Source organism: Streptomyces sp. NPDC127197 (assembly GCF_042672405.1).
Taxonomy (GTDB): Bacteria; Actinomycetota; Actinomycetes; order Streptomycetales; family Streptomycetaceae; genus Streptomyces; species Streptomyces flavusporus.
The window spans coordinates 40,518-61,139 of the sequence record NZ_JBHXVG010000028.1; the positions used below are offsets into that span (position 1 = coordinate 40,518).

Sequence of the window (20,622 nt, forward strand, 5' to 3'; positions counted from 1 at the left end):
TGGCAACCGGGCAGCGTATGGGGGGAGCTGAACCTGGGAAGGGCGCGGCGACCGCCTCACCCTTGTGAAAATACAGACTAACTGGTTTGGTTCTAGCGGTCGCAAGGACGCCATGCGACACTCAAGCACGAGCTCTGGAGGTTCGGTGGTGCGACAGGAACGTGCAAGGCGCACCAGGCAAGCGATCCTGCGGGCAGCTGCGGAGGTCTTCGACGATCGCGGTTACAAAGCCGCCACGATCGGTGAGGTACTGATCCGGGCCAGGGTGACCAAGGGCGCACTGTACTTCCACTTCCCGTCAAAGCAGGCGCTGGCCCAGGGCGTACTCAGCGAACAGTTCGTCGAGACACCGCTACCACCCAGAGCCAGTAAGCTACAGGAACTCGTGGACACGGGGCTCGCCCTGGCCTACCGCATGCGGCACGACCCCCTGGTCAGTGCCGCGGCCGAGCTCTCGCTCGGCCGGGAGATGGTGGATCTTTTCGGCACCGACAACCTCGTCAGGTGGCTGGAGTCCACCGAACAGCTGTTGCGTGAGGCTGCCGCGCAGGGCGAGTTGCTGCCCCAGGTCGACCCGGCCGAGGCCGCCTGGCTTCTCTCCGCTGCCTGGACCGGCGTGCAGATCTACTCTCACACGCTGTCGGGCCGTGAGGATCTCGAGAACCGTATCTCGTCTCTCTTCATACACCTGTTGCCAAGCGTTGCGGTGCCCGCGGTCCTGTCCAGGCTCGAATACGGGCCCGAGCGGGCCGCGGAACTCGCTCACGAGGGTATGCGCCTTGCCCGTGAGAAGCAGGAGGCGGAGGAATCCGCGCAGGCCCCTGCCTGACACTGCCCTCGGCGGCACTCAAGACACCACCATCGGCGTTTTCGCAAGGTCGAACGCACACCCAGATCCGGGTGAGCCCGGTCCGAGGGCAGCCGTCCCAGCACCTCGATGGCACCATGCTCGCCGGCGAGTCCCATGTCGCCCGATGTCCACAACGCGATCACCAAGTCGAGATCCAGCGCGTCACGGCCTCGACCTCCATCGGCCGGGCAATGACGCAGCAGCGACGGGTTACGGCTCACCGTCGTCGGCCAGGATGTCGTGCCGTCCCGCATGAACGTGGAAGGTGACCACGGCATCGGCCGCGACTGACGCATCCCCCTGCCGTGCATCGGTGAGGTCAGCCCGGCCAAGGCGGGCCGTTCACCTACCTCGCCCGCGGCGGCAGATCAGCAGCACCGCCACGAACGAGTGATGCCGGCCCCACCGGCTCTGCGGGTCTGTGCGCTGCCGAACAGCACGCGGTCGTGCCGGTACTCGGTCTGTTGCCGGTTCTCGTCGGTGCGTCCCACCGCGTGCCCGGGCTTCGGCATTCCACTGCTGGACGTCGAGGCCGGTCGTGGTCAACACCGCTTCTCGGCGTAATCCTTGGCGTGGTGCAGCGTCGCCGTGCTGTTTGTGCTCAGCGCGGTGCGGACGTAGTCGCGAGCTTGCGCGACATCGGCGTCCGGGCCGAGGATCTTGGTGATGTTGTCAGTGTTGAGTACGACGGTGTGCTGCGATGACGCGGCTACGCCGTCGTCGTTGTCCTTGAACTTCCAGATGCCGGTGTGCAGCGTCAGCAGGGCGGGCAGGGTGACCTGCTTGTAGGCGATCGCGCGGTGCGGGAACGTCACCCGGTACGAGGCGGTCGTGTGCGTCGAGCCGTCCTTGGCCCGCGTGTCCATCTCCAGGTACTGCAGACCGGGCGTGTCCTCGGTCAGGCGCACCCGCGCGACGTGCGGCAGCCGCTCCTGCCACCGGTGCGCGTCGTTGATGAAGTCGTAGACGTCCTTGGCCGACCCGTTGATCTGCACGGTGTCGGTGAACGAGAAGGTCAGGTCCGTCGCGGCGTGCGCGAACTCCACGTTGGACTTGAGCGTGGCCAGTTCCGACCGGGAGTTGCGATCCACCTCTTCGAGGACCCGGGCCAGGCCGGCCGGGTCGTCGTCGACGGCGCGGTAGTCGTGCAGCAGGCGCACCCTGGACTCGGTCGCGGAGCGCGGCTCGATGATCCAGGTGCCGCCCAGCGACGCAAGCAGCGGGCCGGGCTCCTCCTCGCGGAACTCGATGCGCAGCCCGTACGGGTCGAATACCCGGTGCGTGGTCCGGGTCCTCGCCTCGCCGTTCACGGTCTCCCAGATCCGGATGCGCTCCTCGCGCCCCTTCGTTTCGACCCGGTCGACGTGGATGGTCGACGGAAAGATCCTCGGCCAGTTCGCCACCTTGGAGATCAGCTGGTACACGGCGGTCGCCGGGGCCGCGATCACGACCTCATGCTCGACCGCTTTGCTGGTGGATGTGCCGGGAGAAGCAGTCATGATCATGCTCCTGGAGTCGAGGAGGGTCGAAGGACGATGCAGAAGTCGCCGAGGCCGATTCCGCCGGCTGCTCCGGTCAGGACAGGGACTCAGACATTCCGGGCCATGACGAGGTCGACCGCGATCTCGATGACCGCCGCGCCGGGCGGGTTGAGCCATTCCTTCCCGTAGCGCTCGGCGTACCGCCGTGCCCCCTCCACCAGCCGTTCGGGATCGTCGTGGACCGTGCCGGTGCCTTCGAGGGTGACCCAGGAGGAGATCTCGTCCCGCTGGCACAAGGCGACCCGGCTGCCCGGCGCCGCGATCAGATTGCGGGCCTTCTTCGACTGACCACCCGTCAGGACGCGAGCCAGCCGCGCCTCGCTGTCCCAGGTGAAGCTCACGGGCACCGCATGGGGTGTGCCGTTGGGCCGCATGGTGACGAGAATGGCCTGGCCCGGCTCGGTGAGGAACTCCTCGATCTCGGCGGAAAGCGGCCAGGACTGCGTGTCCCGGTGTCCCTCGGGCATTTGACCGACTATGGGTTTGCGTCGAGTACTGGTCGTCATTGGTTGCGTTCTCCTTCACGGTCTTGTCGTCCGCAGTATCGCCTGGCCCAAAAGAGGCGTGGAATCGCATACTGCCGGCTGCCGATGGAACGAGCCAACGCTACATCAGTGTGACAGGTGTTCAACTGCGGAAAACCATGCTCGAACGGGAGGGCGGCGGTGAGGTGCTCGGTTCGAGTAAATCTCCAGGGAGCGTTGAGGTCTTTTATTCAGGATGTTATGTCGGGTCCCTTCCCGTGATGGGGACTGAAAATCCCAGAGATCGCACCGGAGGTCATCACATGCCCGCACTTCCGCCCCCGCCAGTCGTCCGAGCCGTGGAGAAGAGCCGGGCGGACCTGCAGCGTGCCTCCCGAGACCTGGCGCCGGCTCCGTTCGCCTTGCTGGAGGTGGTGATGGGGTCCATGGTCACCCAGGCGGTCTACGTCGCCGCCAAGCTCGGGATCGCGGAGACGCTGGCCGACGGCCCGCTGCAGCCGGCGCAGATCGCGAAGCAGGTGGACGCGGACGAGGATGCCGTGGCACGGCTGCTGCGGCTGCTGGCCAGCCAGCAGATCTTCGAGCAGCAGCCGGACGGCACGTACTCCCTCACCCCGATGGCGGACGCGCTCCGCACGGACCATCCGATGTCCATGCGTGACATCGCTCTTCTGATGGGGCACCCGATCCACTGGGAGGACTGGGGTCATCTCCTGGAAGCCGTCGTCACCGGCGAGCCGAGCCTGCCGAAACTGCGCGGTATGGGGGCCTTTGAATACCTGGCACAGAACGCTGAATACGGCGAGGTGTTCATGAAGGGCATGGGCGCCATGTCCGAAACCGAGACCGGGCCGATCATCGCGGCCTACGACTTCTCCGGTTTCAACACGGTGGTGGACTTCTGCGGCGGGCGCGGCGGTCTGATCGCCGGAATTCTGCAGCAGTCGCCGAACATATCCGGAATTCTGTCCGATCCTCGGGTCGACGAGAATGGGGCAGCTGAATTCCTGGCCGAGCAGGGCGTGGCCGGGCGCTGCACAGTCGTCTCCGGAGATCTGTTCGCCCCGGTGGTCCCCGGCGGGGACGCCTATGTCCTCAAGCACATCGTGCACGACTGGCCCGAAGAGCAGGCACTGCAGATCCTGCGCAACGTGCGGGCTGCCATGGAGCCGGGCGGCAAGCTGCTGCTGATCGAGATGGTGCCGCCCGAGGCCGGCAACGACCCGCACTCCGGCAAGCTGGTCGACATGTGGCTCATGCTGCTGGTCGGCGGCAAGGAGCGCACCGCCTCGCAGTACGCCGACCTGGTCGCCCGGGCCGGCTTCAAGCTGGAGCGCGTGGTGGAGACCGCCGCCGCGGTGTCCGTTGTGGAGGCCATCGCTGTCTGACCCGGCACACCGGCATGCGTGACGCGGCCCCGGAGCTCTTGCTGCTCCGGGGCCGCGGCGTGTGGTGACGTCAGACGGCCGGCCGCGCGGTCGCCGGCGCCCGGTCAGCCGGGCCGAACCACCGCTCGAGCGCGGCCCGCAGCCGCTTCGGGTCGCCGTCGGCCGGGCTGCCCGCCCAGGCCACGTACCCGTCGGGGCGTACCAGCACGGCTGTGGCGCCGGCCAGCACGTCGCCGTCGTCCGCCGAAGGCGCCGTCAGCGTCGCCACGGACACCCTGCCCTGCCATTCGGATGCCTCCCGGCGGACGTCCGCGTCATCGGCCAGGTCCAGCAGCACTCCGCGGCCGGAGCGGAGCAGCTGAGCGATGCGGAGGGTGCCGTCGGCGCCGGTGAACCGCCTCGGCGGCAGCCGGCGGCCGGTCAGCGGGTGCGTGTCGTCCTCGCCGAAGTCGTAGCGGAGGTCGACGTGGCTGACCATGCCGGCCAGGTGGCGCTTGACGTCGTCGTACTGAATCAGTTCGCCGAAGAGCTCGCGCAGCGGATCGGACTCGGCGCCGCCGAGATAGACGATGCCCTGGGCGCGCGTGTTCATCAGCAGGCGGCGACCGGCCGCGTGCCGCTCCTCGTGGTAACTGTCCAGGAGCTCCGGGCTGTTCTCGCCGCGAATCACCGCGGCGAGCTTCCAGCCGAGGTTGACGGCGTCCTGCACGCCGGTGCTCAAGCCCTGTCCGCCGGCGGGCAGATGGATGTGGGCGGCGTCGCCGGCCAGGAAGACCCGGCCGCGCCGGTACTGCTCGGCTTGGCGGGTGGCGTCGGTGAAGGAGCTCACCCAGTCCGCCTTGCCGCCCGTGATGTCCTCCCCGGTGATGTGGTGCCAGGCGCGGGCCACTTCGTCGTAGGTGACGGTGCGTTCACGTTCGTGGGCGGGTGTGCCGTCGGGGCAGACGATGATGCGGTCCACGCCCTCGCTCAGGGGGGCGGACATCACCATGCCGTGGGGGGTGCGCTCGCCCAGCGGACGGTGGCGCAGCTCTACGCCCGTGACGTCGGCCAGGTACATGCCGCGCGTGGCATCGCGCCCCGGGAAGCCGAACCCTGCCGCGGCCCGTACCCGGCTGGCGCCTCCGTCGCAGCCCACCAGCCAGTGGGCGTGCAGGCGTCGCTCCGCACCCTGGGGGTCGCGTGCCGTGAGATGCACACCGTCACCGTCGAGGTAGCCGTCGTCGAGGGAGACGAACTCCCACCCACGCCGGATGTCGGCGCCCAGCTCGCCCGCCCAGTCCTCCAGAACCTGCTCCGTGATGCTCTGCGGGATGCCGCGGGCACCGAAGTGGGCGTCAGGCAGAACGGTGAAGTCGAACACGGTCCCGCCGAAGTGCCCCATGGGGCTGATCTCGACGGTCTCCCCCTGTCCGAAGCGGGACAGCAGCCCGCGCGCATCGAACACCTCCATGGCGCGGGCCGTGAAGCCAAGGCCACGGGACTGGCCGGTGGGTTCGGTCAGTTTCTCCAGTACGACGACGCGCGCTCCGCCCAGGCACAGTTCACCGGCGAGCATCAGCCCGGTCGGTCCTGCACCGATGACGATGACGTCGGCATCGACCGCTGTCGCTGCCATGATGAGAAATCCCTCCTGGTGATGGGCGAACGTTGTGGTGGAGCGCCCCGGCGCGGAGCTAGCCCGCGGCCGTGCCGACGGGCGGCCCGAACCAGCGGGTCAACGCCTCGGTCAGCCCCGGTCCTGCCTCGCCCGTCCACGCCACATAGCCGTCGGGGCGAACCAGGACCGCACCGGCCCGGGCCTCCAGCGCACTGCCGCGGCCGGCCCGGCCGCTCATGACCGTGACACGGTCCTGCCAGCCTGCGTGCTGCGGAACACCGCCGTGTCCACCGCTCAGGTCCAGCAGCAGCCCGCCGCCGCGGCGCAGCAGGGCCGCGGTGGTGACGGAATCTCCGCCGACCTGCAGCGTCGAGTGCGGCAGCCGGGCCCCCAGCAGAGGATCCGCCCCGCCACCCATGTCGTAGCGGATGTCCAGTCCGCTGATCATGCCCGCCAGATGAACCCGTACCTCCTCGAGGCCGATCAGCTCGGCCAGCACCGACCGCAGCGGCTCCACTTCCGGGCCGCCGAGCAGCATGAGCGCCTGGGCACGGATGTTGGACAGCACCCTGGTCCCCACCGCGTGCCGCTCATCGTGGTAGGTGTCCAGGAGTTCCCGGCCGCTCTCGCCGCGAACCACCGCGGCGAGCTTCCAGCCGAGGTTGAAGGCGTCCTGCAAGCCGAGGTTGAGGGCCTGTCCGCCGATGGGCATCTGCCGGTGCGCGGCGTCTCCGGCGAACAGCACCCGGCCGTGCCGATAACGGGTCAGCTGCCGGGAAGCGTCTCCGAAGGCGTTCACCCACAGCGGGGTCCCGGTCGAGAGATCCTCGCCGGTGACCTGCTTCCAGGCGGCGGTGATCTCCTCGAAGGAGGTCTCGCCGTCGCGTTCACGCACCCGGGCGCCGAAGGCATGCACCATCACGCGGGTCACGCCGTCCGCGCGGCGCGCCGCTATGGCCAGTCCGGCGTCCAGCCGCTCGAAGCGTCGGTTGCGCACGTCGATGCCGGCCACGTCGGCCCGCAGCAGCTCACGGACCGCGTCCTGGCCGGGAAAGTCGGCGCCGACCAGGCGCCGGACCGTACTGTCCTCGCCGTCGCAGGCCACCACATAGGAAGCCGGGATCACGACGTCGCCGTCGCGGCCGGCCGCCCGGACCCTGACGTGGTCGGTGTCCTCGACGACCTCGACGACCTCGGCGCCCCGGCGGATGTCGACGCCGAGGGCGACCGCCCACTGCTGCAGCACCGCCTCGGTGGTCGTCTGCGGCACCTTCCACTGTCCCGGGTGAGAACTGGGCAGGGTCAGGTCCATCGGTATGCCGCCGAAGTGGCCGCGCGGTTCGCTCGGCAGCGATCCGAACCGCGGCAGCAGGCCGCGGCTGTCGAGGATCTCCATGGTGCGGGCGTGCAGTGTCGAGGCGCGGGAGGCGGTGGTGGGGACGTCAAGCCGCTCCAACACCCTCACCCGGACACCCGCACGGGCCAGTTCCCCTGCGAGCAACAGCCCGACAGGGCCGGCCCCGACGACCACGACATCGGTGGGCGGAGTAGCTTCGGTCACGATCAGACCTTCTGCTCGGCATAGGACTTGGCGTGTCCGAGCGTCGCCCTGCTGTTGGTCGACAGCGCCTCGCGCACATAGGCACGGGCGTCCTCGACGGTGGCCTGCTCACCCAACACGCGGGCGATGTTGGCGGTGTTGATGGTCACTGTGTGCTGTGAGGAGGCGGCGGTGCCCTGTGCGTTCTCCTCGAAGGTCCACTCCCCCGTGTGCAGCGTCATCAGCGCCGGCAGTGTGACCTGCTTGTAGACGATCTTGTGGTCGGGGAAGACCACCCGGTAGGAGGCGGTGGTGTGGACCGAGCCGTCCTTGGCCCGGGTGTCCATCTCCAGGTGCTGCAGGCCGGGGGTGTCCTCGGTCAGCCGCGCGACGGCGACATGCGGGAGCCGCTCGGACCAGAACTGGGCGTCGTTGATGAAGTCGAAGACGTCCTTGGCGCTGCCGTCGATCTGCACGGTGTCGGTGAAGGAGAACGTCAGCTCGCCGGTGTCGGCGGCGTGCGCCGCCTCGACGTTGACCTTCAGCGCGGCCAGTTCCGCCGTGCTGTTCTTGTCGACCGCCCGCTCGATCCACAGCAGGTCGTGCGGATCGTCGTCGATGGCCGTGTAGTCGTGCAGCAGCCGTACCCGGGACCGGTCCGCGGCCAGCGGCTCGATGATCCAGGCGCCTCCCATGGTCGCCACCGGCGGCGCGGACACCTCCTGGCGGAAGGTGATCCGCAGGGCCTGGGGATCCAGGGTGCGGCGCGAGGTCCAGGTCTTGGCCGTGCCGTTCGCGGTGGCCCAGATACGGATGCGCTCCTGCCCGGCACCGGTCGGCTCACGGTCGACGAAGATGGTGGGGGGGAAGATCCGCGGCCAGTGGACCACGTCCGCGAGCATCTGATAGACCGCGGCAGCCGGTGCGTCGATGGTGATCTCGTGCTCCACCTCACGCGTCGTCATGACCTGTGGCTCCTTCGCCTGTCGTGATAAGGGGTCGGCGCCCGGCCGTCACACGGTCCGGCCTCGGCCGGTGGGCGGCTCGGACAGGGGTGTCAGAAATTGCCCAGGCCGCCGCAGACGTTCAGGGCCTGGGACGTGATCGAGGCGGCGACGTCGGAGGCCAGGTAACCGACCAGACCGGCCACTTCCTCGGGGCTGGAGTACCGTCCGAGCGGAATCTTCGCCTGGAACTTCTGCAGGATCTCGTCCTCGGATGCCTGCCAGGCCGCCGCGTAGCCCTGCCGCACCCGCTGCGCCATCGGCGTCTCGACATAACCGGGGCATACGGCGTTGACGGTGATGCCGGTCGGGGCCAGCTCGTTGCCCAGTGCCTTGGTGAAGCCGACCACGCCGTGCTTGGAGGCGGAGTACGGGGCGCCCAGCACCACGCCCTGCTTGCCCGCGGTGGAGGCGATGTTGATGATCCGGCCGCGGTCCTTGGCCCGCATCCCACCGGTGGTCAGCACCGCTCGCGTGACCCGGAAGACGCTGTTGAGGTTCGTCTCGACGACGTCGAGCCACAGGTCGTCGTCCAGGTCGGCGGTGACCCCGCCGCCGGACCGCCCGGCGTTGTTGACCAGAACGTCGATGGCGCCGAAGCGCTGCACGGCGGCGGCGACGAACGCCTCGACCGAGGCGGTGTCCCGCACGTCGACGGCCGAGCCGTCCACTTCGAACCCGGCGTCGGTGAGCTCCTTGACCGTCAGCTCCACGTTCTCGGCGGTGCGTGCGCCTATGTAGACGCGGTGGTCGGCGGCCAGCAGGCGCGCCGTGGCCAGGCCGATACCGGAGGTGGCGCCGGTGACGATGGCCACCTTGGACACGGAGGTCTGCGTCATGTCAGGTCCTTTCACGACACGCTGCTGGGGGTGAGCTGGTGGTTGACGACGTCGATGAAGGCCCGCGGAGTGTGGGCGTCGCTGAGGGCCGCCTCGTCCAGGACGATGCCGTACCGGCGCTCGACGAGGCTGCCGGCCTCCAGCAGCGCGAGCGACTCGTAGCCCAGCGCCTCGAACTCCGTGTCGAGGATGTCGCCGTCCAGGTCGACGTCCTCGGCCTCGCCCGCGGCCTGCCGCAGGATGCTCTTGAGGTCGTCCAGGGAAAACGTGTTGTCGGCCATGGGATCGGCCCTTTCGTTCGTAGTCGGGTGAGTGCGCGGCACCTCAGTCGGCGGCGCGCACGATCATCGCGGAGTTGAAGCCGCCGCTGCCGCGGGCCAGGATCAGGGCAGCGCGCACCGGCACCCGCCGGGGCTGTCCGATGACCAGATCCAGGGCGTAGTCCCGGCACGGATCGATGTTCATCGTCGGAGGGATGACGCCGTCGCGGATCGCCAGGAACGCTGCCGCCAGATCCAGCGGCGCCGCCCCGGAGTACAGCCGTCCGGTCATCGTCTTGGGCACCGTCACCGGGACGCGGCGGTCGCCGAACACGGCACCGATCGCCTCGGCCTCGATCCGGTCGGCGACGGGATCGGCGGCGCCGTCGGCGAAGATCACGTCGATCTGTCCGGGCTCCATGCCGGCGTCGGCCAGCGCCAGGTCGATCGCCGCCCGCAGCATCGGCGGGCGGCCGCTGCCGGGACGGGGATCCATGGTGGCGCCATAGCCGGCGATCTCGCCATAGATGCGGGCCCCGCGCTCGCGTGCCGCGCGGGCGTCCTCGGCGATGAGGATCGCACCGCCCTCACCGGGTACGTAGCCGCGCGCGTCGCGGTCGAAGGGCAGGTAGGCACGCGTCGGCTCGTCGCTGGTGGAGAGCTTCCCGGTGGACAGCTGTGCCACCCATCCCCAGGGGCAGATCGAGGCGTCCACGGCTCCGGTGACGACGAGGGGGGTGCCCTTGCGGATCTGCCGGCGCGCCTGCGCCACCGCGTCCAGGCCGCCCGCGCCCTCACTGACCACGACCCCCGAGGGGCCCTTCATGCCGTTGCGGATGGAGATCTGCCCGCTGTTGACGGCGTAGAACCAGGCGAAGGACTGGTAGGCCGAGACGTACTGGCTGCCACGGCTCCACAGGTTGCGCAGCTCGCCCTGGCCGAACTCGAAACCGCCCGCGGACGAGGCAGTGATCACGCCCATGTCGAAGTCCGGTAGGTCCTTCGGCGTCACGTTCGCGTCGGCCAGCGCCCAGTCCGCGGCGACCAGCGACAGCCGCGTCACGCGGTCCGTCTGCGGCAGCAGCCGGCTGGAGAGGTGCTGCTCCGCGTGGAAGCCGGGCACCTCCCCGGCCAGTCGCGCCGGATAGGCCGACGGGTCGAAATTGGTGATGCGCGCGATGCCGACCTTTCCGCCGCACGTCGCCGACCACCAGTCGCTCACGCCGAGCCCGTTCGCCGCGGCCACGCTGATGCCGGTGACCACCACCTGTACGGTCACCGCATGCTCCTCTCGGGGGCGGCCAGCACCATCGCGCTCTGGAATCCGCCGAAGCCACTGCCCACCGTCAGCACCGCGTCGGTGCGCTGTTCCCGCGCGGTCAGCGGCACGTAGTCCAGGTCGCACTCCGGGTCCCGGTTGTGCAGGTTGGCCGTCGGCGGCACCACATCGTGCTCGATGGCCAGTGCGGATGCGGCGATCTCGATCGAGCCGATCGCCCCCAGTGAATGCCCCACCATGGACTTGATGGAGCTCATGGGGGTCCGGTAGGCGTGCTCGCCCAGACTCCGTTTCACCGCTGCGGTCTCGTGGCGGTCGTTCTGCTTCGTGCCCGAACCGTGCGCGTTGACGTAGTCGATCTCGTCGGCATTCAGCCGCGCCTCGTCCAGGGCCACCCGGATGGCCTCCGCCATCTCCAGACCGTCCGGGCGCAGCCCAGTCATGTGGTAGGCGTTGGAGCGGGTGGCATAACCGGCGATCTCCGCGTAGATGTGCGCGCCGCGGGCGCGAGCCGCCTGCAGCTCCTCCAGCACGAAGAAGGCGGCGCCCTCGCCGAGTACGAAGCCGTTGCGCGTCGCGTCGAACGGCCGCGAGGCGCGTTCGGGGTCGTCGTGCCGGGGGGTGGTGGCCTTGATCGCGTCGAAGCACGCCATCGTGATGGGTGAGATCGGGGCGTCGGACGATCCGGCCACCGCCACGTCCGCCGATCCCTCCCGGATCAGCTCGACCGCGTAACCGACCGAATCGATACCGGAGGTGCAGCCGGTGGACACCACCGTGCACGGCCCCTCGGCGCCCACGGCCCAGGCCACCTCCGTGGCGAACGAGCTGGGCACCATGTAGTTGTAGAGGTGCGGAACGGCATAGTTGTGGTCCACGATGTCCAGTCGGCCGCCGTCGCTGACCACCCGGTACTCCTGGTCCAGGCCCATCGTGGCGCCCACCGCGCTGCCCACGGTCACCGCGAGCCGGTGCGGCTCGATGTCACCCGCCACCAGGCCGCTGTCCTCGAACGCGTTGCGTGCGGCGACCACTGCGAACTGCGCGGCCCGGTCCATCCGCCGAATCTCGTGCGGGGTCAGACCATGCTCGTAGGGGTCGAAGTCGGCCTCGGCGGCCACCCGCGACCGAAACGGTGAGGGATCGAAGAAGGTGATGCCGCGCGTGGCGGTGCGGCCGCTGCTCAGCAGGCCCCAGAAGTCCTTCCTGCCGACTCCACCGGGCGCGATCACCTCGATCCCGGTGAGGACAACACGTCGCCCTGTCAACGGGACGCCTCCCAGTGGTAGAAGCGCGTGGCCATCGCGTCGGCCGGCGACCTCCAGGTCTTGGGGTCGTACGCCTCGATGAACGGCTTGAGGTCGTCGCTGATCCGGATGAACCGCGGGTCCGTCTTGGCGGTCTCGATCCGCTCCGCGCCATCGGTCTCGTCGAAGTCCTGCAGGTGGAAGTACAGGCCCCGGTAGGAGAACAACTGGCGGCGGCGTGTCCCCATGCGGTCGGGCATGTCGGTGGCGTCAAAGGCGGAGAACAGCTCGGCCACTTCATTGCTGGTGGCCGGTGCCATCCGGGCGACGATCAGCGTGCTGTGCATAGGGGGTTGCCTCCTCAACGGCAAGCAGGTGTGGCGCGGGCAATGGGCGTGCGCGCGGCGGCCGGTGCCAGACCGCAGCCTCGACCGTGCGACCTGCCGGTAGCGCCGCGCACGGGCCCTGCCGGAATATGGCCGGAGTCGCGCTTGGGACGGTGCGGGTGGGGCGGCGCGCACCACCCGCACGGGCCTACGGGCGCGGCGCGCACCGCCCGTACGGGTCCGTTCCGGGCGGTGTGGCCGTGCGGGGTCCCTTACGCGTCGGCGGAGCGGGTGAGCACCACCCGGTAGGTGTTGGAGTCCACCGACGTGGCGAGCTCCTTCACGCGGGCCTCGGCCTTCTGCCGGCTGAGCGGCTGCTCGGCCTGGGGCCGGTTGCGATAGGCGTCGTAGGCCTCCTTGCTCTCCCACTGGGAGTACAGCACCACGAACGCCCCCTCGATGCCGCGAGCACGCAGCCCCTTGAAGACCGACAGCGACCGGAAGCCGGGGACGTCCGCGAACTCCGCCTGCTCCGGGCGCAGGACGTCGAGGAGCTCTGCCTGGTTCTCCTCGGCCACTCCGAGCACGGTGATGGCGGTGTAGTCGTCGCGCTTGGGGTCGACCTCCACGACGCCCCCCAGCGACGGGTGGGTCACCGTGTAGGCGATCTCGTTCTGCAGCAGGCGGATCGAGGTGGTGATCTCGCCGAAGACCGGCAGCGTGCGGTGCTTGAACTCGTCGCCGGCGTACCGGTTCTCCAGGTCCACGCTGCTGCGCCACTGGATGAGGTTGGCCGTCCCGGGGCTGTCCACGCCCGAGTGCACCGTGCTGGACATCCAGCCCTCGTACGCCGCCGCTTGGACGATCTTGGTCATCTCCTGGATGAGGGTGTCCTGCTTCTCAGGCGCGTCGGTGGTGAAGAGATTGAGGACCGTCAGGTGCTTGTCCTGGGTGGTGATGGCAGGCATCTATTGCGTCTCTTCCTGTGAGATACGAGTACGGCAGAGCCGGCTGCTTGCACGGCCGGTGAGGGGCTGCAGCAAGAGGGGACGGTCAGGGGGCGGCCGGACCGAACCAGCGGGACAGAGCGTCGGTCAGCGAGCCGGTGCCCTCGCCGGGACGTCCGGCCCAGGCGACGTAACCGTCGGGTCGCACCAGCAGTCCGGCAGCCGGAGTGTCGTGATCGAAGCGCTCCACGGCGATCGTGTCGACCCGGTCCGCCCAGTCGGAGGCGGCCTTGCCCAGATCCCCTGTGAGGTCGAGCAGAACTCCGCGGCCGGCGTGGAGCAGCGTGAAGGCGGTGGTCTTCCTGCCGTCCACCACGACGTCCCGATCCGGCAGGCGCCGGCCGAGCAGCGGGTGATCGCCCTTCCCCACCTCGTGGCGAATGTCCAGCCCGGTGACCATTCCCACAAGATGGCGCTGCACGGACTCGTGGGCGACCAGCTCGGCGAAGACCTCGCGCAGCGGGGCCATGTCGTCGCCGCCCAGGTACAGCAGGCGCTGGGCAAGGGTGTTGGTCAGGATGCGCGCTCCGACGGGGTGCCGCTCGCTGTGGTACGTGTCGAGCAGTCCCTGCGGCGCCAGGCCCTTCACCTCCAGGGCCAGTTTCCATCCGAGGTTGACCGCGTCCTGGACGCCCGCGCTCATCCCCTGCGCCCCGATGGGCAGGTGGGTGTGGGCGGCGTCGCCCGCCACCAGCACCCGGCCCTGCCGGTAGGTGGCAGCCTGCCGGCTGACGTCGGTGGTCGAGCTGACCCACAGCGGGCGCGCCCCTGACAGGTCGTCACCCGACAGGCGCTCGAAGGCCTCACGGACCTCCTCGAAGGTGATCGGCTGCCCGGCCGGGCGCAGCGGCGTGGCAGCGTCGAAGTAGATGATGCGACTGCGCTCGGGACCGATCGGGATGACCATCACCATCCCGCCGGGGACCCGCTCGCCGCTGAAGCGCGGCCGCAGCCGCACCCCCTCGACGTCGGCGAAGCGCAGCTCGATGACCGGTTCGGTACCCGGGTAGTCGATCCCGGCGAGGGTGCGCACGGTGCTGCGGGCGCCGTCACAGCCCACTACGTACCGGGCCGTGATCTCCCGCTCGCCCTGCGCGTCCACGGCCCGTACGCGTACTCCGTCGGCATCGGACTCCAGGCCGGTGACCTCGACACCGCGCCGCACCTGTGCGCCCAGTTCGGCCGCCCAGCCGCCGAGCACCGCTTCGGTACGTGACTGCGGCACGCCGCGCGCCCCGTAGGAACCGCCCTCGATCACCTGGTAGTCCAGCGGCACGCCGCCGAAGTGGCCGGCCGGAATCACCTGTACCTCGCCGAAACGCGTCGTCAGACCGCGCTGGGCGAATTCCTCTATCGTCCGCGCCGAAAATCCCAGAGCGCGCGAGAATTGCATCGGCTCTGCGTTCTTTTCGAGGACCGTGACCGAAACTCCACCGAGCCTCAATTCTCCCGCGAGCATGAGTCCAGTGGGGCCCGCACCCACAATCAAGATGTCTGTGTCAAAGGTGTTCATCTGCCCTCTTCTCGCCTGCGTCAGACAAGTATTACGGTGCTCTGCGCGAAACGTAAACAGCGTTCAACACAGCTCCCCCGCGTCTATGCCCCCCCTCACCGGCAGCCCGTGTATTCGATAGGAGATCCGGTCCGAAACGACGCTGCGGATGGCATGCTTATCGCCATGACCTTCATCCACACAAGCGAAGAATCACGCAGGGAAAGCGGGGAATCGGAGATCGAGTCCCAGGTCCGTGTGGCGGCGCTACTGAACCGCTATCTCGTCTCGCTCGACGAGGAGGAGCTCGACGCCGCCTGGGCGGCCGGCCTGTTCACGCAGGACGCGGTCGTGGCCTTTCCGATCAGCAGGCACGAAGGCCTCGCGGGGATGGCCGACTACCATTCCACCGCCCTGTCGGCGTTCGCCGCCACCATGCACCTCGGCTCCCCCGCCGTGGTCGAGGTGAGCGGCGACAGTGCGACCCTGCGTGCCAACCTTGTCTCCACGCACGTTCACCGCACTGGAGGACGGGAGGGCGCGCCTCAGCTCTTCACCACGGGAACGTCGGTCCATGGCCGGGCCCGGTTCACGCCGCTCGGATGGCGGTTGTCCGAGCTGTCCTTCCGCCTCGTGTGGGCCGACGGCAGCCCACGGAGCGAGGCATAGCGCGCACCACACCGCCCCGGCCGCGCGGATCGGTCCGATCCGCGCGGCCGGGCGCAGGGCAGTACGGAGGTACCGGGCAGGCGTCGGTCCGCGATCAGATGTTCAGGCTCAGCACCCGGTCCACGGTGATCTCGACGAGCACCCGGTCGGGGCGGTTGGGCGGCGGCGACCAGTATCGACGCGTGTACCTGGCCACGCCCTCGGCCATCCGCTCCGGGTCCTGCACCACCTGCCCGGTGCCCTCCAGGGTGACCCAGGCGAAGCCGTCTACCTGGCACAGTGCCACGCGGCCACCCGGGGCCGCCAGCAGATTGCGCGCTTTGCGCGACGAACGCACCGTCAACACCCGCGCCAGGCCCGACTCCGCGTCCCAGGTGAAGCGCACCGGCGCCACATGGGGCGCCCCGGTCGGCCGTAACGTGGTGAACGCCGCCACGAACCGGGCGTCGTTCAAGAACGCCTCGACCGACGCGGACACCGTCACGGGTGCGGGGTGCGGCTGGGGAAGCGACATCGCCTGTGCGTCCTTCACTCTCGGTGGGAGGGCTCCAGCCCCATGACATGGGTGACCGCGCCGGGCGGTGTCGCCGGCGGGGGTGTTCGACTGCTGACGCGCCGCACTCGCGCACCGCGCGGCAGCCAGGCCCGAGGTCCCCGCACCGTGCCGTGTCCCTCTCCCTCAGCTACCACACACGCTCGCGTAGTCGGGAAGCGCGTCCGCACGGAACGTGATCGCCTGCATGCGTGTGACCGTACAGCTGAGGGTGGTTCCGGGGAATGGCCGTCCACCAGCGCTCCACCGGCTCTCGAACGGCCGTGAGCACGCCGGGGCTTGCCAACCCGTCAGGTTGGCAAGCCCCGGGTGTGCGGGCCGGGCGGTGCGGGGGATGGTCCCGCCCGTGCCCACGACGGTGGGTCCGGATCGGACGGATCAGACCCGCGCCTCTTTCGTCTTTCGTCCGGGTCCGTCACTACCCATGACGAAGCAGAGCCGAGGAAGGTAACAACACGGCGATGCCGAAGGAGCGCTGCGGGTGCGGAAGCCCTCCTGGCGCCGTCCCGCTCAGCACGCCGCGTCGACGAAAGCCTTGAACAGCCCCGCTGTCTCGGCCCCGCCTTCCTCGCCGTGCGGCTGGAAACCGACCAGGAAGCGCGCAGACGGGTCCTCGACCGCCTCGATGACGCCGTCCTCCTGTGCCCAGGCGGTGGCGCGGAGTCCGTCACCGACTCCGGCCACCCCCTGATGGTGGTGGCACTGGCCGGTGGTCGACGTGCCCAGGACGCCGCCCAGGACGGAGTCCGGTGCGACGCTGATGTCACGCCGTGTGTGGCGTCCCGGCACGGTTGGACCGTGAGCGGGGAGGTGCTGGTGGAGTGTTCCGCCCCTGGAGACGACGATCACCTGCAGCCCGCGGCAGATTCCCAGGACCGGGATGCCACGCCGCTCCGCGGCGGCAAGAGCGGCGAAATCCGTGGCGTCCCGCAACTCGTCGGGAGGGAAGGTGCGCGGGTCCCGCTCGGCTCCGTAGCGCGCGGGGTCGATGTCGGCACCACCGGTTATCAGCAGCGCATCCGCCGTGGCCATCACATCCTCGACGGCTTCCCGGATCGGCGGCAGCAGCACCGGTGCGCCGCCCGCCTCCGTCACCTTGGTGAGATACGCCCAGGGCTGTACGGCAGCCGGGATGGCGCCCCAGACACCCCAGGTTGCGGTGGCCGCGTCCGCGGTGACCGCAACGACTGGCCTGTTCACTGGCAGACCCCCTCCTTCTTACGGATCCCGCAATGTTTCTGCGTTCCGATGTGGTGTTCAAGCTTGATTTTCCGCAGTTGAACAACCGGTGTACGTGTGCGGCGTTGACTCGGTCCGCCGACAAGCAGCAGTATTGCGGCGGTATGTGAAAGCGGGTGTCATACCAGGGAATCCGGTACATGAAATTCGTCGCCTCACGGGAAGCGTGAAAAATTCCATGAAATTCCTCTTCGTTGCCGGTGGCAGCTCGGCAACCGTCTTCACTGTCTCTCCCCTGGCAACGGCACTGCGCAATGCGGGGCACGAGATTCTGGTGGCCGCCAACGAGCCGCTTCCCGACATCGCGGCCGGCATCGGTCTCCCCTCGATCTCCATCGTCCCCGAGCCGGTCTTCCATTTCATGCGGTTCGACCGCTCCGGCAATCCGGTGGAGCCACCCAAGGACTCGCGGGAGAACATGCTGCACACCGGCAGGGCCTTCGGCAGGATGGCCGCCGCCGGGCTGGACGCCTTGCGGGACATCGCGCGGGACTGGCGCCCCGATGCGATCGTCGGCGGCTCGATGACCTATGCCGCGGGGCTGCTCGCCGCGCACCTCGGAGTCCCGTATGTGCGCCAGGCCTGGGACGTCGTCCCGACCGACGGCGCGGACCCGGGCGCTGAAGAGGAGCTGAGGCCCGAGCTGAGCGCTCTGGGTCTGACCGGGCTGCCGGATCCCACCCTGTCCATCGACGTCTGCCCGCCGTCGCTCCAGCCGTGCCTGCCCTCGTCGGCCGGCCATGGGGGGCAGCTCATGCACTGGGTTCCGGGCAATGGCCAGCGCCGCATCGAGCGATGGATGTTCACCCGCCCCGAGAACCGCCGACGCGTGGTGATCACGACAGGTACCCGAGCCCTTGCCTTCCAGTCCGCGGACGCACTGCGGAGTCTGGTGGAGCAGCTGTCCCGGACGGGGGCCGAGGTGCTGATCGCCGCACCCGAACAGGTCAGCGAGAAGTTCGGCGGCGAGCTGAAGGACGTCCGTATCGGCTGGCTTCCGCTGGATGTGGTCGCTCCGACCTGCGATCTGCTGGTGCATCACGGAGGCGGCGTCACCGCCATGACCGCCATGAACGCCGGCGTGCCGCAACTGATCGCGCCCGAGGCCTCGTACATGGAGATCGTCGCGCGGGCCCTGTCCGACTTCGGAGCCGGGCTCGCCCTTCCGACCCAGGGACAGGGGCCGGATCAGGACCAGACCGAGGCGATCGTCTCCGGCTGCCGGGAAATCCTCTCCGACCCCCGGTACACGCAACGGGCGCGCATTCTGTCCGAGGAGATGGCCACGCTTCCGACCCCTTCCGAGGTGGCGCTCGTCGTGGAGAAGCTCGCCGCCGGATGAGCCGAGCGCCGGCCGTGCCCACCCTGCCGCATCAGGCGGCAGGGTGGGCAGGACGGGCCGTACGCACCGTCATCGCCGCCTACTGGCCGAGAAAGCCGAGCACCTCGCGGGCCACCAGGTCCGGGTCGTCCTCGGCGAGCCAGTGCATGGAGTTCTCGACGCGCACCATGCGCACATCGGTTGCGATGCCCGACAGCTGGTCCCGCACCTGATCGAACTGCGTGGGCGCCGCCAGGGCGAGCACCGGTACCGTCACCTTGTCGTACCCCTTCAGGTCCTCGATGTCCTGGTGGTACGCCTGGTAGTAGCCGTTGGTCGCCCGTATACCCGCCGGTGTGTCGTACGCCCGCGCGTAGACGGCGCGGTCGAAGGCCGTGACCGACTCCTGATCCTTGAGCGAGTTGGTGTACAGCCAGTCGATCAGGTACCAGCCGCGGCCGGAGAAGACCTGCTCGGGCAGACCGCGTACCTGGTTGAACGCCATCCACCACATGTTGAAGCCGGTATTCGGACGCCGCAGCATCGGCCTGCTGTAATAGGTCTCGTCGGGGTGGACCACATCGAGCAGAACGAGTCGCCGGGTCGCCTCGGGGTGATTCGCGGCGAAGCTGTAGCCGACCATCGCCCCCATGTCGTGGCCCACGATATGGGCACTGCTGTATCCCAGCGAGCGGATGAGCTCGTAGACATCGCGGGCCATGTTCTTCTTCGAGAACCCGTCCGAAGGCTTCAGATCGTCCGGAATTCCTATGCCGCGGTGGTCCACGGCGATGACCCGGTAATGCTCGGCGAGCTGCGGCATGAGCTTCCGGTAGGCCCACCACGTCTCCGGCCAGCCGTGCAGCAGGACGATTGGATCTCCACTGCCTCCCACGACGTAGTGCAGCCGCGTCCCGTTCACGTCCGCGTACTCGCTGCGGAAGTCTCCGCCCAACGACGCTGCCAGTTCCGCATCGTCCGGCACGTCAATGGGCCGAGATGATTGCGTGGTCATGCTCATTACCCCACCCTTTGTCGTATTTCCTTGAATATAGCCAATGACCGCGCCGTTCGACTGTGCGTGAAGTCGCACTTGAACACGCCGTCGCACTCGACGTGGACGTGACGATTCGCCATGCTGAGGCACCGAGAAAGCGACTTGGAATATTTTGGCATCACTTGCGGAGGGAATTACTGCCATGGGTAGGCTCACCGGCAAGACGGCTCTTGTCACCGGCGCCAGCCGAGGGATCGGGCGCGGCATCGCACGACGGCTGGCGCGGGACGGCGCGCTGGTGGCCGTGCACTACGCATCCGGCGAGGCCGAGGCCAAGGAGACGGCTGCTCTGATCCACGAAGAAGGCGGACGCGCGTTCACCGTGCGCGGCGACGTGGCCGAAGCCGAACAGATAGCGGGACTCTTCACGGCACTCGAGCGAGAGCTCACGCAGCAGACCGGCTCCACCGCCTTGGACATCCTGGTCAACAACGCGGCGTACGGCGGACGACCCACCATGCCCGAGGACGTCACCACAGAGCTGCTGGACCAGTACCTCACGGTGAACGCGCGAGCACCCTTCCTGATCGCACAGCGCGCGCTCGAGCTGATGCCCTCAGGCGGCCGGATCGTCAACATCTCTTCAGGGATCACCCGCAGCGCCCAGCCGGACATGATCGCCTATGCGATGTCCAAGAGCGTCGTGGACCAGCTGACACTGCACCTGGCCCGCCACGTCGCCGGCCGCGGCATCACGGTCAACAGCGTCGCACCAGGCCGTACCGACAACGGCAGCCCGGTCTTCGCCAACCCGGCCGTCGTGGCACGCATGGCCGAACTCTCGGCGTTCAAGCGCGTCGGCCAGGTCGAGGACATTGCTGACGTCGTGGCATTCGTCGCGTCCGAAGACGCCAGGTGGATCACCGGAAGCGTCATCGACGCCACCGGCGGCTCCCTGCTCGGCTGAGGGACGTGCCGGGGCCGC

General features: G+C 68.9%; 20 protein-coding genes. 5 read left to right on the forward strand and 15 right to left on the reverse strand.

The annotated features are described in order from the left end of the window. Positions 1-145: 145 nt before the first annotated feature. Positions 146-829 (forward strand): ScbR family autoregulator-binding transcription factor, encoded by a 684-nt coding sequence (locus tag ACFVJQ_RS33030; protein ID WP_385514456.1) that lies wholly within the window; start codon positions 146-148, stop codon positions 827-829. Between the two features lie 563 nt (positions 830-1,392). On the opposite strand, the gene ACFVJQ_RS33035 is transcribed toward ACFVJQ_RS33030, so the two are convergent. Both ACFVJQ_RS33035 and ACFVJQ_RS33040 read right to left on the reverse strand, forming a co-directional pair. Further along, on the reverse strand, positions 1,393-2,349 hold the full coding sequence (locus ACFVJQ_RS33035; protein WP_385514455.1) for an aromatase/cyclase: 957 nt from the start codon (positions 2,347-2,349) through the stop codon (positions 1,393-1,395). An 89-nt stretch (positions 2,350-2,438) separates the two neighbouring features. Then, positions 2,439-2,858, reverse strand: coding sequence for a pyridoxamine 5'-phosphate oxidase family protein (locus ACFVJQ_RS33040; RefSeq protein WP_385514454.1), 420 nt, complete (start codon positions 2,856-2,858; stop codon positions 2,439-2,441). Between the two features lie 176 nt (positions 2,859-3,034). On the opposite strand from ACFVJQ_RS33040, the gene ACFVJQ_RS33045 reads away from it, so the two are divergent. Beyond that, positions 3,035-4,264: a methyltransferase gene (locus ACFVJQ_RS33045; protein WP_385514453.1), complete on the forward strand. Its 1,230-nt coding sequence runs from the start codon at positions 3,035-3,037 to the stop codon at positions 4,262-4,264. Positions 4,265-4,334: 70 nt separating this feature from the next. Here ACFVJQ_RS33045 and ACFVJQ_RS33050 read toward each other — a convergent pair whose 3' ends face one another. From ACFVJQ_RS33050 to ACFVJQ_RS33095, 10 genes are all read right to left on the reverse strand, one after another. Then, positions 4,335-5,882: an FAD-dependent monooxygenase gene (locus ACFVJQ_RS33050; RefSeq protein ID WP_385789278.1), complete on the reverse strand. Its 1,548-nt coding sequence runs from the start codon at positions 5,880-5,882 to the stop codon at positions 4,335-4,337. 58 nt (positions 5,883-5,940) lie between these two features. Continuing rightward, complete coding sequence (locus tag ACFVJQ_RS33055; protein ID WP_385514451.1) at positions 5,941-7,425, reverse strand: FAD-dependent oxidoreductase; 1,485 nt, start codon at positions 7,423-7,425, stop codon at positions 5,941-5,943. Positions 7,426-7,427: 2 nt separating this feature from the next. Further along, complete coding sequence (locus ACFVJQ_RS33060; protein WP_385514450.1) at positions 7,428-8,369, reverse strand: aromatase/cyclase; 942 nt, start codon at positions 8,367-8,369, stop codon at positions 7,428-7,430. A 92-nt stretch (positions 8,370-8,461) separates the two neighbouring features. Continuing rightward, positions 8,462-9,247: an SDR family NAD(P)-dependent oxidoreductase gene (locus ACFVJQ_RS33065; protein WP_385514449.1), complete on the reverse strand. Its 786-nt coding sequence runs from the start codon at positions 9,245-9,247 to the stop codon at positions 8,462-8,464. Positions 9,248-9,258: 11 nt separating this feature from the next. Then, complete coding sequence (locus tag ACFVJQ_RS33070; protein ID WP_385514448.1) at positions 9,259-9,528, reverse strand: acyl carrier protein; 270 nt, start codon at positions 9,526-9,528, stop codon at positions 9,259-9,261. A 43-nt stretch (positions 9,529-9,571) separates the two neighbouring features. Beyond that, positions 9,572-10,786: a ketosynthase chain-length factor gene (locus ACFVJQ_RS33075; protein WP_385789281.1), complete on the reverse strand. Its 1,215-nt coding sequence runs from the start codon at positions 10,784-10,786 to the stop codon at positions 9,572-9,574. Then, positions 10,783-12,054: a beta-ketoacyl-[acyl-carrier-protein] synthase family protein gene (locus ACFVJQ_RS33080; RefSeq protein WP_385514446.1), complete on the reverse strand. Its 1,272-nt coding sequence runs from the start codon at positions 12,052-12,054 to the stop codon at positions 10,783-10,785. The genes ACFVJQ_RS33075 and ACFVJQ_RS33080 overlap by 4 nt, the downstream gene beginning before the upstream one ends. Further along, positions 12,051-12,380, reverse strand: a complete 330-nt coding sequence (locus tag ACFVJQ_RS33085) for a TcmI family type II polyketide cyclase (RefSeq protein ID WP_385514445.1) — start codon at positions 12,378-12,380, stop codon at positions 12,051-12,053. Before ACFVJQ_RS33085 ends, ACFVJQ_RS33080 begins: the two co-directional genes overlap by 4 nt. A gap of 251 nt (positions 12,381-12,631) precedes the next feature. Further along, positions 12,632-13,327 (reverse strand): antibiotic biosynthesis monooxygenase family protein, encoded by a 696-nt coding sequence (locus ACFVJQ_RS33090; RefSeq protein WP_385514444.1) that lies wholly within the window; start codon positions 13,325-13,327, stop codon positions 12,632-12,634. Between the two features lie 85 nt (positions 13,328-13,412). Then, complete coding sequence (locus tag ACFVJQ_RS33095; RefSeq protein WP_385789284.1) at positions 13,413-14,879, reverse strand: FAD-dependent monooxygenase; 1,467 nt, start codon at positions 14,877-14,879, stop codon at positions 13,413-13,415. A 165-nt stretch (positions 14,880-15,044) separates the two neighbouring features. Between ACFVJQ_RS33095 and ACFVJQ_RS33100 the strand changes: the two genes are divergently transcribed. Then, the gene (locus tag ACFVJQ_RS33100; RefSeq protein ID WP_385514442.1) at positions 15,045-15,527 is read left to right on the forward strand and encodes a nuclear transport factor 2 family protein; all 483 of its coding nucleotides are present in this window, start codon (positions 15,045-15,047) and stop codon (positions 15,525-15,527) included. Between the two features lie 94 nt (positions 15,528-15,621). On the opposite strand, the gene ACFVJQ_RS33105 is transcribed toward ACFVJQ_RS33100, so the two are convergent. Both ACFVJQ_RS33105 and ACFVJQ_RS33110 read right to left on the reverse strand, forming a co-directional pair. Continuing rightward, the gene (locus ACFVJQ_RS33105; protein ID WP_385514441.1) at positions 15,622-16,041 is read right to left on the reverse strand and encodes a pyridoxamine 5'-phosphate oxidase family protein; all 420 of its coding nucleotides are present in this window, start codon (positions 16,039-16,041) and stop codon (positions 15,622-15,624) included. Between the two features lie 549 nt (positions 16,042-16,590). Next, positions 16,591-17,280 carry a gamma-glutamyl-gamma-aminobutyrate hydrolase family protein gene (locus ACFVJQ_RS33110; RefSeq protein WP_385514440.1) on the reverse strand — a complete coding sequence of 230 codons (690 nt, stop codon included), beginning with the start codon at positions 17,278-17,280 and terminating at the stop codon, positions 16,591-16,593. A 145-nt stretch (positions 17,281-17,425) separates the two neighbouring features. Between ACFVJQ_RS33110 and ACFVJQ_RS33115 the strand changes: the two genes are divergently transcribed. Beyond that, positions 17,426-18,661, forward strand: a complete 1,236-nt coding sequence (locus ACFVJQ_RS33115; protein WP_385789287.1) for a nucleotide disphospho-sugar-binding domain-containing protein — start codon at positions 17,426-17,428, stop codon at positions 18,659-18,661. A gap of 79 nt (positions 18,662-18,740) precedes the next feature. On the opposite strand, the gene ACFVJQ_RS33120 is transcribed toward ACFVJQ_RS33115, so the two are convergent. Continuing rightward, on the reverse strand, positions 18,741-19,625 hold the full coding sequence (locus ACFVJQ_RS33120) for an alpha/beta fold hydrolase (protein ID WP_385789289.1): 885 nt from the start codon (positions 19,623-19,625) through the stop codon (positions 18,741-18,743). Positions 19,626-19,839: 214 nt separating this feature from the next. On the opposite strand from ACFVJQ_RS33120, the gene ACFVJQ_RS33125 reads away from it, so the two are divergent. Next, positions 19,840-20,604, forward strand: a complete 765-nt coding sequence (locus tag ACFVJQ_RS33125; protein ID WP_385514437.1) for an SDR family NAD(P)-dependent oxidoreductase — start codon at positions 19,840-19,842, stop codon at positions 20,602-20,604. Positions 20,605-20,622: the final 18 nt, after the last annotated feature.